Source organism: uncultured Paraglaciecola sp., assembly GCF_913058035.1.
GTDB lineage: Bacteria > Pseudomonadota > Gammaproteobacteria > Enterobacterales > Alteromonadaceae > Paraglaciecola.
The window spans coordinates 17,492-31,577 of the sequence record NZ_CAJXPA010000039.1 but is presented as its reverse complement, the minus strand read 5'-3'; the positions used below and the strand labels follow the sequence as shown (position 1 = coordinate 31,577).

Below are 14,086 nucleotides of genomic sequence, written 5' to 3'. Positions count from 1 at the left end.
GTGCTGGCAAGCGAGCGCATTCCATGAGCAACTAAGCGGCCTTTAAAACCAATACGTTGTAATGCCTTGTTAGCCCTTTCTGAGCCACTAGGCTGATTAGGATGCCTATCTGCTGGAAAGATATATTTGCGTTCACCTGTAAGCGGTTTAACAAGCTCTAGCAGGTTTAGTACTTGCTGTGTTAATGGCACTGTGTGTTTTACTTTCATTTTCATGCGTTCAGCGGGTATTTCCCACAGCATATTTTCAAAGTCTATTTCATCCCAACTGGCTTTTGCGGCCTCACTTGAGCGAACCATGGTATGTAATTGAAATTCTAATAGGCAACGCGTCACTAACGTTATATTTGAATAGCTAATAGCCTTCATTAACTCTGGTAATTCTTCTGGCTTAATCGTTGCCATATGAGTCACTTTAGGTGTGTTAAAGGCAGCACTAATGCCAGCAAGCGGGTTATGGTGGATACGTCCTGTATTAACAGCATGTTTCATTACTTCATTTAAGTGACCAATGGTTTTATGTAATGTTTCTAAACTGCCCTTCCCCGCTAATGGTTTTAGCGTTTTAATGACTTCTGGGGCAAGGATTTTATCTATTGGTCTATGGCCGATACTTGGGAATAGGTGGTTTTCAAAATTACGCCATAAACTTTTGGATGTAGTTTCAGCAATTTTAGTTTTTTTAACTTCGAACCAATCAAGGGCAATACTCTTAAGCGTGAAACCCATCTTGAGTTTTTCATCACTTAACTGATCATCACGATATTCTTTAGGGTCAATATTGTTGGTGAGTAATTCTTTTGAACTTGCGCGCTGTTTTCTTGCTTCAGCTAATGTTAAAGCGGGGTAATGGCCTAAACTTAGGTTTTTTCTTTTTTTAGTAATGGGATGGTAATAGTTAAATACCCAACTTTTAGTGCCACTCGTTTTAACTCTAAGCTGAAGGCCTTCACCATCTAACAAGGTGTAATCCTTATCTCTGGGCTTAGCTTGTTTAACTTCTGTATTGGTCAGTGGTTTGGTTATTTTAGCCATTTTGGTAACACCGCTTTTGGAGATCCGTTTCTGTGTTACCAAGGATGTTACTAAAAAAGCTGAATGTTACCAAGCGTTATTGGTTCTTACTGGACATAAAAAAACCCGAGAGGCTTGTTTTTATTGGCCTTTCGGGTCTTTATCGGTTCTTACTGAACCTATGTATGGTGCGGATGGAGAGACTCGAACTCTCACGACCTAAGTCACAGCCCCCTCAAGGCTGCGTGTCTACCAATTCCACCACATCCGCAGTTTAGCTTTTAAATATTAATTTGGTACATCTTCTGAAGTTGTTTCTAATGCAGGTACATCAGAGTCAGGAGAAGCCGACACAGACTGCTCAGCAGTGGGAACATCTGAATCAATCGTTTGTTCCACAGCAGGGGTATCTAGATTCTGCCATTCATCAACTGATTTTTCTTTATCAGCTGTTTGATTACCTAAAATTAGGCTAATGACAAAAAATAACGTCGCAAGGACAGCTGTTGTTCTAGTCAAAAAATTACCAGAACCCGTTGAGCCGAATACTGTATTCGAACCTCCACTGCCAAACGATGCGCCCATACCAGCACCTTTTCCTTGCTGGATAAGAACGAATCCTATCAGCATAACCGCTACGATCAAATAAACAATAACTAATATTTCGTAAAAAACCATTTTCTGCCTCTACTGATTTGCCGCCTGGCAAATACTTAAAAATTCTTGTGGGTCTAAACTAGCACCGCCAATTAAACCGCCATCTACATCTACCTGAGAAAATAATTCTTGGGCATTGTTGCCTTTAACACTTCCGCCATACAAGATGATTATATTAGCAGCAATGTTAACGTCTTGTTTTGCTAAGTGTCCACGAATAAAAGCATGCACTTCTTGTGCCTGTGCCGGACTTGCTGTTTTGCCAGTACCAATGGCCCATATAGGCTCGTAAGCCAAGACAACATCAGCAAATTGACTTACGCCAACCTTCATCAAGACTGCATTTAACTGCGCAGCGATAAATTCAAATAGCTTACCAATTTCGCGCACAGATTCAGGCTCGCCTACACATAAAATGGGTGTTAATCCAGCTTTTAATACCTGCTCAACTTTAAGTGCAACTAATTCGTTAGATTCATGATTGTCAGCACGACGCTCGGAATGCCCAACAATAGAATATTGGCATTTGAACTCGTTAAGCATGGCCACGGATACTTCACCTGTATGCGCACCAGAGTCAAATTCGCTAATATTTTGCGAACCCAATTTTAACTTGCCGTCAAAAAGTCCGAAATAAGGAGAAGGTGGACAAATTACCACATCCATATTATCGAGACCGGCAGTAGCAAAAATTTTCTGCATTTTGCCAACCAATGCTTTATCGCCGTTCATTTTCCAATTACCAGCTACTAGCTGTCTACGACCGACTACTTGCACGTTATATTCCTTGTAACACCAATAAAAAAGCGCGCGAGATATTAACTAACCCAATGACAATATACAAGTGCTTGAGTCTAATATTGCGAAGTAAACTCTGCTACTTGGTTACTTTACGCACAGCATCGGCAATATGTTCGGCCCAAGTAGTAGAATCTTGCGCATCATTAGCTTCAACCATCACCCTAACGAGCGGTTCAGTGCCACTTTTACGTAATAAAACTCGACCATTCCCACCTAACGCATTTTCTGCTTCTATTACGGCTTGTTTGACACTATTGTCTTCTAGTGGTCTAGTATTTTCAGCAAATCTTACATTGATCAATGTTTGTGGGAATTTAATCATACCTCGACTTAATTCGTTCAAAGTCTTATTCGCGCATAACATAGCAGCCAAGACTTGTAATCCAGCGACAATACCATCTCCGGTAGATGCCGCAGCTAAATTTAATACATGCCCAGAACCTTCACCTCCGATTTCCCAGCCCTTTTTCTTGAGAAGTTCCATAACATATCGGTCCCCCACTTTGCTTCGCACAAACGGCACACCTAAGGCGCCTAAAGCAACTTCTAAACCTAGATTGCTCATTACCGTACCAACGACACCGCCTTGCAAATATCCACGTTCAAGTGCATCTCTGGCAATGATGAAGACAATTTGATCTCCGTCAATAACGTTTCCTTTGTGATCAACAAGCATCAAGCGATCGCCATCCCCATCTAAGGCAAAACCTAAATCGGCTTTATTTTTGATAACACTTTCAGTTATCGCCTTCATTGACGTGGCGCCTACTTTACGATTGATGTTCAAACCATCCGGTTTAGTACCGATTTCTATTACATCTGCACCTAATTCACTCAGTACATTGGGCGCAATATGATAAGTTGCGCCGTTGGCACAATCGACAACAATCTTTAAACCCTTGAGTGATAGTGAAGAAGGGAAATTACCTTTACAAAATTCAATATAACGACCTGCTGCATCGGCGATACGCACCACTTTACCCAACTTTTCAGAAGCGACACACTCCATGGGTTTATCCATTTGGTTTTCTATCGCAATCTCAATATCGTCATCTAGCTTCATACCATCGGCGGAGAAAAACTTAATACCATTATCGTAATAAGGGTTATGTGATGCGCTGATGACGATGCCTGCTTCAGAACGAAATGTCTTAGTAAGATATGCAATAGCTGGAGTCGGCATAGGGCCCAACAAACCAATATTGATACCTGCAGCTGACAAACCAGCTTCCAACGCAGATTCCAACATATAGCCTGAGATACGGGTATCTTTCCCAATTAATATTTTGTTGGTACCTCGTCCAGCCAAAATTTTTCCTACTGCCCAACCTAATTTCATCACGAATTCTGGGTTGATAAGGTTTTCGCCAACTCTTCCGCGAATACCATCGGTTCCAAAATATTTTCTATCGCTCATTATTATTCCTGTAAGCGTTTATTATATTTACTATTTTAACAGCATCTACGGTCTCTTTAACATCGTGAACTCTAATTATTTGTGCACCTTTTTGCGCAGCTACTGTAGCTGTAGCAATATTACCAGCCAAACGTTGGTCTATTTTTCGTTGTAATAAATTACCAATCATCGACTTACGAGACATTCCCGCCATAACAGGTACATTTAATTCATGAAATTTTTCTAAATTAGCTAATATTTTATAATTATGTTCGATTGATTTGCCAAAACCAAAACCTGGATCAACAATGATTTGATTTCCAGCGATACCTGCTTTGAGACAAACAGAAATGCGCCCCTGTAAAAACGTCATTACTTCTTTAACGACGTCATCATAACAAGGATTTTGTTGCATTAATTTAGGTTGTCCTTGCATGTGCATCAAACACACAGGAACTTTAGCTTTTACAGCAATATCTAAAGCGCCATTTTCCTGAAGTGCGCGCACATCATTAATCAAGCTAGCACCCGCGTTGATTGCTTCCTTCATCACTTGCGCTTTACTGGTATCAATAGAAACTATGGTATCAAAACGTTTAAAAACTGCCTCAATGACTGGAATAACACGATCAAGCTCTTGTTGCACAGAAACAGCTTGGGCCCCAGGTTTGGTAGATTCACCACCTATATCAATAATGTCAGCGCCTTCAGATAACATTAAGGCGGCTTGAGATAGTCCATTCTCAAGTATATTAAACGCTCCGCCATCAGAAAATGAATCGGGCGTGACATTTAATATACCCATCACTTTAGATGTAGTTAAATCTAAAAAATTATTTCTAAAATTCATAAACACTAATCATTCTTTATTTTTATAACAAAAAAAACGCTTTGTTGAAAAATCAACAAAGCGTCTCTAGCAAACTTAGCAAAATTAGCTAGTTGCGTCGCCGGGATTACCTACATTAGGTCGAGCAGACTTATCATCTTTTTTATCTGAGCTAGTCACAGAGGCTCCGCCCGAAGGCTTCCCACTGTCATCTTTGTTGTCACGCACCCAATCCGCTGGTGGTCTTGGCTCTATTCTTGCCATTAAATCATCAATCTGCTTAGCATCGATAGTTTCATATTTCATTAAGCAGTCTTTCATCGTTTCCAATACATCGCGATTTTCAATCAAAATCTTTTCAGCTCGCTCATAATTACGGTCGATTATAGATTTGATCTCAGCATCAATTGCTCGTGCCGTATCGTCAGACATGTTCTTAGATTTTGTCATACTGTTGCCAAGAAATACTTCACCTTCTTCCTCAGCATAAAGCATGGGACCCATTTTTGAAGACAATCCCCACTGAGTTACCATTTTTCTGGCGATGTCAGTAGCACGTTCTATATCATTAGATGCACCAGTCGTTACGCCATCCTCGCCTAAAGTGATGGTCTCAGCAATACGACCACCAAATAAACTAGATATCATGCTTTCCAAATGTTGTTTACTGTGGCTGTACCTGTCCTGTTCTGGTAGATACATGGTCACACCTAGCGCTCTGCCTCGGGGTATAATTGAAACTTTATACACTGGATCATGCTCTGGTACCATCCGACCAACAATAGCGTGACCAGCTTCATGGTAAGCAGTATTGGTTTTCTCTTCCTCAGACATAACCATGCCTTTTCTTTCAGACCCCATCATGATTTTGTCTTTAGCTTTGTCAAATTCGTCCATTGCAACCACTTTCTTACCTGTACGGGCTGCAAACAAGGCGGCTTCGTTAACCAAGTTGGCTAAGTCAGCTCCAGAGAATCCGGGAGTACCACGAGCAATCAAACTGGCTTCAACGTTGTCACCTAACGGCACTTTGCGCATGTGTACCTTAAGAATTTGTTCGCGTCCACGAATATCAGGTAGGCCAACAGTTACTTGGCGGTCAAAACGTCCGGGGCGCAATAACGCCGGGTCAAGTACATCTGGGCGGTTAGTTGCTGCGATAACAATGATACCTTCATTACCATCAAATCCATCCATTTCTACTAACATTTGATTAAGTGTTTGTTCTCTTTCATCGTTACCACCACCTACACCGGCTCCACGTTTGCGACCTACCGCATCTATTTCGTCAATAAAGATAATACACGGAGCTGATTTCTTCGCTTGTTCAAACATATCTCGAACACGCGATGCACCCACACCGACAAACATTTCTACAAAGTCGGAGCCTGAAATAGTAAAGAAAGGTACTTTAGCTTCTCCGGCAATAGCTTTTGCAAGTAAGGTTTTACCTGTACCTGGAGGGCCAACCATTAATATACCAGTGGGTATTCTTCCACCTAGCTTTTGGAATTTACTCGGGTCTCTCAAAAAATCTACTAGTTCAGAAACATCTTCTTTGGCTTCGTCACACCCTGCTACATCAGCAAACATGGTTTTGATTTGGTCTTCGCCTAATAAACGGGCTTTGCTTTTACCGAAAGACATAGCACCTTTACCGCCGCCGCCGCCTTGCATTTGGCGCATGAAAAATATCCATACACCTATCAACAATAGCATAGGGAACCATGATATAAATATCGACGTCAGTATGGACGATTCTTCTGGCTGCTTACCAAACACAGCTACATTGTTTTTGATGAGTTCATCCATCAAAGCAAGATCAGTATATGGTATGATAGTAGTGAATGACTCACCATTACGTTTTACACCATTAATCTGTCCCGAATTTCTATCTATCGTAGCGCTACTTACTACACCATTACTCACGTCTCGTAAAAAAAGCGTATAGTCAGTATTAGTTGCTTTAGATTCCGTTCCTGAAAAATTTTGGAAAACCGACATCAATACGACAGCGATAACCAGCCATAAGATTAAATTTTTTGCCATGTCGCTCAAGTTGTTAAACCTCTGTTGTTACTAAAGTCATTATGACTCTATGAATTGCGTCTTGCGCCTTAAAACTAATAGACAACTAGACTACTATAATTTGTATCCTGTCGCCACCAGATATACTTCTCTTGACCGTGCGCGAGATGATTCAGGCTTACGAGTCTTAACAGTTTTAAAAGCATTTTGTATATCTTTCATAAACGATTCAAACCCCTCACCCATAAATACTTTCACCACAAAACTTCCATTTTTCTTTAAAACTTGGTGGCACATATCCAAGGATAATTCTACTAAGTACATAGATTTAGCCTGGTCTATCGCATCATTACCACTCATATTTGGTGCCATATCAGACATTACTATATCTACGTTTTTGCCACCTATTTTGTTCAGTAATTCATTCAAAACATTTTCTTCACGAAAGTCACCCTGAAGAAATGATACACCTGCCAACGAGTCCATAGGTAAAATGTCACAAGCTATTACTAAGCCGTCTTCACCCACTACTTTAGCAACGTATTGAGACCATCCGCCTGGAGCTGCTCCTAAATCAACAACTGTCATAGCTGATTTTATTAAATCGTCTTTTTGTTGAATCTCTTCTATCTTAAATCCAGCTCTGGATCTCATACCTAATTTTTGCGCTTTTTGCACAAATTTGTCATCAAAATGCTCTTTTAACCAGCGCTGGCTACTAACAGATTGTTTATTTTTACTCATTGACCTGTCGTAAACACTATATTCATATTTGGAATAAAAGTGAGATGGCGCTAGAATAGCTATTTTCAACCATTCATCTTTAATAAATTTGTAAGAAAGACTAATCAATGACTTTATCAAACAAACAAAAGCAGTACCTTAAGGGCCTAGCCCATTCATTAAAACCGGTAGTTCAATTGGGCAACAATGGACTAACTGAAGGGGTTTTAGCCGAAATCGACGCTGCCATAACGCACCACGAATTAATCAAGGTTAAAATACCCACAGATGATAAAGAAGAGAAAACCTTGATCATGGATGCAATCGTTAGAGAAACAGGTGCATTCAAATTGCAAGCTGTTGGTCATGTTTTAGTGCTGTATAAGCCAAGCGATGACAGGAAAATAGAATTACCAAAAAAATAGACTAGAAATAATACAAGACAAGCCTAAATATTGGTCATTATTTTACGTGTTGAATAATTAAAATTAACTTAATTAACCTATCACCCCAGATCAATAAGTAATTAAATCGACAATTTGTATAAAAAAGGTAGCATTGTCTGTGCTGGTTCAGGTATTACGATTGGTGCACACATTGCACCAATCGCTTGTAGACATATAGAAAATGCTGATAATGTTTTTTTGCAGGTCACCCTTTGATGGAAATGTGGATCAGAGAAATGAACTCAAATCTACATTCATTACAAGCGTTTTACGCTGAAGAAAAAGTTAGACGCATTACTTACAAAAAAATGGTCAATGCAATGACGACTGAAGTAACAGCCGAGAGAAAGTAGTCGGCGCGTTTTATGGTCACCCCGGTATATTTGCCTTGCCGCCTCACAACGTAATAAAAATAGCTAAAAATAGCTAAAAAAGAAGAGTACAGAGCGCATACAGTGCCGGGTATCTCTGCAGAAGATTGTTTCTATGCTGATATGGGTGTAGATCCCGGAAAAGTAGGCAGTCAGCACTTTGAAGCAATCCAGTTTATGTTTTACAAGAGAAGAGTCGACCCTAGTGCTTATTTAATATTGAGGCAAGTTGGTATAGCTGTTGATGTGTCTGCGGCAAAACTGAGTTCTGGTTAACGCTCAGCGTCAAATATTAGTTGTATTACTCAATTAATTTTATCCAAATAAACATAAAGTTGCTTTATATAAATGTCCTGATGTTGCAATTCGAAAACCAAAAATTGAATGGATGACATTGGAAAATTTTGTTGATGCGGAATTATCACTTATTACAACAATGCTAATACTACCCGGTCAAAAATTACAGAAAAACCAGACAATTGTAGACAAACTCATTTCACTCAATACATATATCGATTAGTTGGTAGGTTCTCATTTTCAATATGATGTGAAAGGAACTTTTTTACCGCCATTAAATTGCTTGAAAAACTCGGCGCTGACGTACTATTCGACCCAATTATTCTGAGTAAAGATGTAAAGTGTCACTTGAATATATTATGCACAATGTTGAAATATTTAATGCAGTAGAAGTCATTACTTTACCAGACGAAGATGAAACAAAAGAAGAAGAATCTGAGGATGGTCCCCAAGAAAAAGTCGATCAACATTATAATAACTTTGTACAAGGCTTAATTAAATTAATATTTTAAGAGTACTGCTTCTACTTTTCACTATGTTCTTCCTTCGGGAAACTTTCGCCGACGAGGCTAATTCTTCTCAGCTATTCAAAGCTGATGAGATAAGAACATCGAACCCCAGTCAGTCACACGTTTTACTTGAGAATATAGATGAAGCTCAACTTAGGCATAGCGAAAAAGCGTTGTATCAGTATTTAATAGCTTTAAATGCATTTATGAATGGAGATGTGCAAAAAGCTAACATCTTATTGAACCAGCTAATCGGAAACACCAAAGATACAAATGTAAAATTAAGGGCGCTTGGTACTTTATTAAGTGTTTATGCAGCTTCAAATGATTGGCTCAGTGCTTTGCAGACAGTAAATATTATGAACGACCATCTTGATACAGACCCATCTCTAAAAAATAACGAAATTAATGATAATAAAAAAATATTTTAAATTTTTATAATAATCTTGGTCAACATCAATTAGCCAGTAAAATGGCAATTGATTTGTTAAGTCAAGACATTTCGCCAAGAAGACGCTGCATTACCTCAACAATGCTCCTCAACAGTAAAATTAATATATCAATCGATAGCTTAGGTGTAATTGACTTTGAAAATGCAATGAAATTTTTGCATTAAAGCTAACGAACCTATTATTCAGCAAGTGATTAATTGGCATTTTGCTGACTATCATCTGGTATTAAAAGACCCCCAAAGAGCAATCGAAATACTAAAGTCTAATATTTTTGACGTTGAAACAAACCAATACCAAGCTTTAATTGCAGGGTTTTATGATTTATTAGCACAAAGTCATTTGGCACTAGAAAGTTACTCAGAGGCCGAAATGTATGCTCAAAAACTACTTAATACTGAGGAGCAACACCGATATCAATCCGCTATCACCGATGCCAGCAAAGTACTTACTGTGGTAAATGAATATCAAAATAATTATGAACAAACATTTTTTTATTATAAAAAACATTCAGAATCGAACAAAATCGAGCTTGACCAAAAAAGTGATAAATTACTCAGTATTCAAAATAGTAAAACTAAATCTCATCGAAAAAAACACCCTAATAGCCCTTTTGGATAAGGAGAATTCTTTATTAAAAACCCAAGCATTACTTGATGATGAATCTGCGCATAACAGGCGTTTAGTTTTGGCTTTATTGATGATGGCTTTGGTAATATTTATTCTATGGGCTTATAAAAACAGAAAAACTTATCTTGAAATGCGTTACTTTGCTCAGACTGACGCATTAACCGGTATAGCCAACCGCCACTATTTCGCACAATTAGCTATTTAAGCTATTAAACTGTGCGGAAAAACAGATCAGCCTGTTAGTTTTGTAACATTTGATTTAGATTATTTTAAGAAAATAAATGATGTTCACGGCCACCTCATCGGTGACGAAGCTCTAAAAATGGCTGTAAATGCAGCGAAATCTGCTTGTTTAAAAAAATGATACGATCGGTCGCTTAGGTGGCGAAGAATTTGGTATCTTGTTACTAGGTTGTGGTAATCATTTAGCCGCACATATAGCTGAAAAATGCCGAAGTGCCATTGAAAAATTCGATTCCTCAGTGTCTGGTCACCAATTTACATTAACAGCCAGTTTTGGTGTGTCTGATTCATCTATATGTGGTCACGAATTTACTAAGTTATTTGCCGGGGCCGACGGAGCCCTACATCAAGCAAAAGATTTAGGGCGTAATAAAGTGTTTAACTATCAGACAAACTCTTATGTTTTTGCTGAGGTGTCTGTTGACCGGGTTAACTAATGATGATGTCCACCAGCTCCATGAGCATGACCATGTTCGATTTCTTCATCACTAGCCATACGAACATCTTCAACTTGCAGCTCAAATTGTAATGTTCTACCAGCTAGAGGATGATTAGTATCGATAGTGACCATAAATTTACCCACTTTCAATATAGTCACTTCACGTTGACCTTGATCGGAGTTAACAACAGCTGTCATTCCAGCTTTCCATTTTGGTTTTTTTTCTGAGCTGTGCAAATGTTTAACCGGAACACGTTGTTCACTGTCTGGCTGGATCTCACCGTAAGTTTCTTTGGCTTCCAGCTCCACTTCAAGTAAGTCACCCTTTGACATCGACTCCAAAGACTTTTCGATACCAGGCATCATGTTGTTATAACCATGCAAATATGCAACACCCTGGTCATCAAAGTTAGACTCTATTTCTTTACCAGTTGTATCTTTGATCCGATAGTGAAACTGCACGACTGACCCTTTTGTAATTTTCATAAAATAATCTAATGCATAAAAAATGTATAACAAGATCCTAACAGAATTAAGTAGAGCTGTTGAGTATTTAAGTGTCGAACATTTAGGCTAATATAGTCGACTTAGTCATCATCTGCACCTGACACTATGTTGGCAATGTTAAGCAAGCTAGAAACGGCCATATAATTAACCGAACCTTTAGGGTAACGTCCCCTAGTGTTATGAACACCCGCTTCTTTATTCATCAACAACTCCAAGGCGTCATCGACTGTTTCGGCTACATATATATGAAATTTTTGCGTTTTGACAGCGGCCAATACTTCTTTATCTAACATCAAATTTACTTGGTTAGACTTAGGTATAATAACACCTTGATTACCCGTTAATCCTCGATGTTGGCAAAGTTTGAAGAACCCCTCGATTTTTTCATTCACACCACCCACAGACTGCACTTGACCGTATTGATTTATCGAGCCAGTAATGGCCAGATCTTGACGGATAGGCATTTTAGTTAAGGCAGATATCAATGCAACTAACTCTGCTAATGAGGCACTGTCGCCATCTATGTGTCCATAAGATTGCTCAATAGCAATATTGGCTGATAATGTTAATGGAAATAATTGTGCATATTTATGTCCCAAGTATCCTGTTAACAACATCACACCTTTAGAATGACTAGGCTGTCCAAACTCAACTTCGCGCTCAATATCAACCACTCCGTTAGCACCTGCGTAGACTGTCGAGGTTATTCTTGCAGGTGTTCCGAACATGCTATCGCCGATTTCTAATACAGTTAAACCATTCACTTTACCTATGTCAACACCTTGCGTCGCAATCAGAATTTGGCCTTGTTTAATATCGTCTAATACCGCTTCACTGACACGCCCAGTTCGATGTGTTTTTGCTGCTAAAGCGGTCTCAATGTGGGTTACATCAAGTTCTTGAGTATTCTGGTTTTTACAAAAATATTTGGCTTCGTGCAACAGCTCAATTACGTCTGAAAAACGTGCGGATAATCGTTGCTGATGTTCTGCAAGACGCAAACTATACTCAACTAATCGGTACATTGCTTTTGCAGATATACTATTTAAACCCAGCTCTTTCACTTGAATTCTTACACGGCCCACAAAATCAAATAATGTCTTTTTATCTAATGGTATTTCATGGTCAAAGTCCACTAACACTCTAAACAACTCGTAAAATTCGTCGTCATAATCTTGCAATGTGTAGTACAAATCACGAGAGCCTAAAAGTATTACTTTCACATCTATCGGTATTTGCTGTGGATTGAGCGTGATGGAGTTGACCATTCCTACATCATGTTGTGGTAAATCCATCTTGAGAGAACCGAACTTAAGCACTAACTTTATTGTCTCCCATGCGTAAGGTTGCTCAATAAGCTTGTCTACATCTAATAATAAATACCCACCATTTGCTCGGTGCATAGCACCAGGGCGGATCATCCTGTAGTTACTAAAAACTGAGCCCTGGACATTTGTATATTCAACCTGACCAAACAAATTCTGATGTGTTGGGTTAGGCTCATAAATCACTGGAGAACCGCTATTTAATTGATGTGAAACAATAATATTAGGTAAATATTGCTCTTCTAAAATTGCACGTTTGTCATATTCGTCGTGTTTATCTTCTTTTTTATCATCAGCTAACACTTCAACCACCGTTTCCAATAAGTGGGGTTTAAGTTGACGTAAAAATTTTAAGATAGCCAGGTCAGATGTATACTTGTGCTCTAAATCTTTTAATAGGGGCCTGATACCCAACTCTGCCGTATCTTTTTTTAAAGCCCTTAATTTTTCAGCCGTTGCTCGTTTCCATTTAGGTAGCTCAATTAACACCTCACTTAATTTATCTTCTAGTTCATCAATCAGTTGATAATAATGCTGCCTTTCTGGCTCCGTTACTTTTGCAAGCTCAACATCGGTTAAAGGTTGACCATCAATGATGGGCGAGAAAGTGATCGTTCCGCTATCTTCAAACAAGGCAACACCTAATTGTTGAGCTTGTTGTTCAACTTCACCAATAGCGTTGTCGTAATCCTGATCAAATTTTCGAGTAATAGCTGCTTTTTTTCGCTGATACCCAGGGTTATCAAATGCCGCGGGAAAGGTATCCAAAATTTCATCAATTAGACTTTCCATATCTTTAATCAATTTTTTGCTTTCACCTGCCACAAGTCTTAGTGAGAAAGGTTCGCGCTCATCTTCAAAATTATTGATATAACACCAATCATCAGGTGTAACTGTTTTATTCACGTATTTATTAATAAATTCATGCACCAAAGTGAAACGCCCGGTAGCTTGTTCACCCATTACATAAAGATTGTATCCTCGTGCTTCTATACCTAGTCCAAAAGATAACGCATCACGCGCTCTATCCTGTCCGATGAAAGTAGAATTTAAAGCATGTTGATCTTTAAGCGCTTGATTAATCAATCGTCTACTAGGTTTTGCAGTCAGCTGCTGCAGATGTAAGGCATATTTGTCTTGCATGTTAAATGGCTTATTACTACAAATTATAAATATGTGAAAGAGTGAAACCCGTAATCAACAAGCTGTCAAACAGATACGAAAAGAATCTGAAAAAGTGACTATTTTTAATACAAATAAAGCCGAATACTTATTCTAAAAGTGTTTTTTTTAAATTGGCTGATTTTTACCTAATCATATTCAAATATGTTGATACACCTAAAAACTTCATAATAAGCCCGATAAATCACATATTTACTATTGTTAGCAAGGGATACGCTAAGGTACTCTAGCCCGATACATT

17 protein-coding genes and 1 tRNA gene are annotated in these 14,086 nt (G+C 38.7%); 8 read left to right on the top strand and 10 right to left on the bottom strand.

Translation table 11 applies throughout. The features are described 5' to 3' along the window. From QZ562_RS07335 to rlmE, 8 genes are all read right to left on the bottom strand, one after another. Positions 1-1,034, bottom strand: a 1,034-nt coding sequence (locus tag QZ562_RS07335; RefSeq protein ID WP_293758759.1) for an integrase arm-type DNA-binding domain-containing protein, incomplete at its 3' end; no start/stop codon positions are given. Positions 1,035-1,199: 165 nt separating this feature from the next. After that, positions 1,200-1,284 (bottom strand) — tRNA-Leu (locus QZ562_RS07330). Positions 1,285-1,301: 17 nt separating this feature from the next. Further along, positions 1,302-1,691: a preprotein translocase subunit SecG gene (secG, locus tag QZ562_RS07325; protein WP_293758758.1), complete on the bottom strand. Its 390-nt coding sequence runs from the start codon at positions 1,689-1,691 to the stop codon at positions 1,302-1,304. A gap of 9 nt (positions 1,692-1,700) precedes the next feature. Continuing rightward, the gene (tpiA, locus tag QZ562_RS07320; RefSeq protein ID WP_293758757.1) at positions 1,701-2,447 is read right to left on the bottom strand and encodes a triose-phosphate isomerase; all 747 of its coding nucleotides are present in this window, start codon (positions 2,445-2,447) and stop codon (positions 1,701-1,703) included. A gap of 100 nt (positions 2,448-2,547) precedes the next feature. Next, the gene (gene glmM / locus QZ562_RS07315; protein ID WP_293758755.1) at positions 2,548-3,888 is read right to left on the bottom strand and encodes a phosphoglucosamine mutase; all 1,341 of its coding nucleotides are present in this window, start codon (positions 3,886-3,888) and stop codon (positions 2,548-2,550) included. Further along, positions 3,878-4,717 carry a dihydropteroate synthase gene (folP, locus tag QZ562_RS07310; RefSeq protein ID WP_293758754.1) on the bottom strand — a complete coding sequence of 280 codons (840 nt, stop codon included), beginning with the start codon at positions 4,715-4,717 and terminating at the stop codon, positions 3,878-3,880. Before folP ends, glmM begins: the two co-directional genes overlap by 11 nt. A gap of 84 nt (positions 4,718-4,801) precedes the next feature. Next, positions 4,802-6,754 carry an ATP-dependent zinc metalloprotease FtsH gene (gene ftsH / locus QZ562_RS07305; RefSeq protein WP_293758752.1) on the bottom strand — a complete coding sequence of 651 codons (1,953 nt, stop codon included), beginning with the start codon at positions 6,752-6,754 and terminating at the stop codon, positions 4,802-4,804. 84 nt (positions 6,755-6,838) lie between these two features. Continuing rightward, positions 6,839-7,468, bottom strand: coding sequence for a 23S rRNA (uridine(2552)-2'-O)-methyltransferase RlmE (gene rlmE / locus QZ562_RS07300; RefSeq protein ID WP_293758751.1), 630 nt, complete (start codon positions 7,466-7,468; stop codon positions 6,839-6,841). 107 nt (positions 7,469-7,575) lie between these two features. Here rlmE and yhbY point away from each other — a divergent pair, with 107 nt between their 5' ends. The 8 genes from yhbY (at position 7,576) to QZ562_RS07265 (ending at position 10,829) form a co-directional block, all read left to right on the top strand. After that, a complete protein-coding gene (gene yhbY / locus QZ562_RS07295) occupies positions 7,576-7,872 on the top strand; it encodes a ribosome assembly RNA-binding protein YhbY (RefSeq protein ID WP_293758750.1) in 297 nt (98 codons plus the stop codon). A 476-nt stretch (positions 7,873-8,348) separates the two neighbouring features. After that, the gene (locus QZ562_RS07290) at positions 8,349-8,540 is read left to right on the top strand and encodes a hypothetical protein (protein ID WP_293758749.1); all 192 of its coding nucleotides are present in this window, start codon (positions 8,349-8,351) and stop codon (positions 8,538-8,540) included. 362 nt (positions 8,541-8,902) lie between these two features. Beyond that, entirely contained in the window at positions 8,903-9,073 is a 171-nt protein-coding gene (locus QZ562_RS07285) for a hypothetical protein (RefSeq protein WP_293758747.1), read from the top strand. Positions 9,074-9,243: 170 nt separating this feature from the next. Then, the gene (locus tag QZ562_RS07280; RefSeq protein WP_293758746.1) at positions 9,244-9,501 is read left to right on the top strand and encodes a hypothetical protein; all 258 of its coding nucleotides are present in this window, start codon (positions 9,244-9,246) and stop codon (positions 9,499-9,501) included. A gap of 210 nt (positions 9,502-9,711) precedes the next feature. Continuing rightward, positions 9,712-10,140 carry a hypothetical protein gene (locus QZ562_RS07275; protein WP_293758745.1) on the top strand — a complete coding sequence of 143 codons (429 nt, stop codon included), beginning with the start codon at positions 9,712-9,714 and terminating at the stop codon, positions 10,138-10,140. Next, on the top strand, positions 10,133-10,354 hold the full coding sequence (locus tag QZ562_RS07270; protein WP_293758744.1) for a hypothetical protein: 222 nt from the start codon (positions 10,133-10,135) through the stop codon (positions 10,352-10,354). Before QZ562_RS07275 ends, QZ562_RS07270 begins: the two co-directional genes overlap by 8 nt. 3 nt (positions 10,355-10,357) lie before the next feature. Next, positions 10,358-10,513, top strand: coding sequence for a diguanylate cyclase (locus tag QZ562_RS21245; RefSeq protein ID WP_363315333.1), 156 nt, complete (start codon positions 10,358-10,360; stop codon positions 10,511-10,513). A gap of 4 nt (positions 10,514-10,517) precedes the next feature. After that, positions 10,518-10,829, top strand: coding sequence for a GGDEF domain-containing protein (locus QZ562_RS07265; RefSeq protein ID WP_293758764.1), 312 nt, complete (start codon positions 10,518-10,520; stop codon positions 10,827-10,829). On the opposite strand, the gene QZ562_RS07260 is transcribed toward QZ562_RS07265, so the two are convergent. Both QZ562_RS07260 and QZ562_RS07255 read right to left on the bottom strand, forming a co-directional pair. Next, on the bottom strand, positions 10,826-11,317 hold the full coding sequence (locus tag QZ562_RS07260) for an FKBP-type peptidyl-prolyl cis-trans isomerase (protein ID WP_293758743.1): 492 nt from the start codon (positions 11,315-11,317) through the stop codon (positions 10,826-10,828). The genes QZ562_RS07265 and QZ562_RS07260 overlap by 4 nt on opposite strands. Positions 11,318-11,418: 101 nt before the next feature. After that, positions 11,419-13,806: an AAA family ATPase gene (locus tag QZ562_RS07255; protein WP_293758742.1), complete on the bottom strand. Its 2,388-nt coding sequence runs from the start codon at positions 13,804-13,806 to the stop codon at positions 11,419-11,421. Between the last annotated feature and the right edge of the window lie 280 nt (positions 13,807-14,086).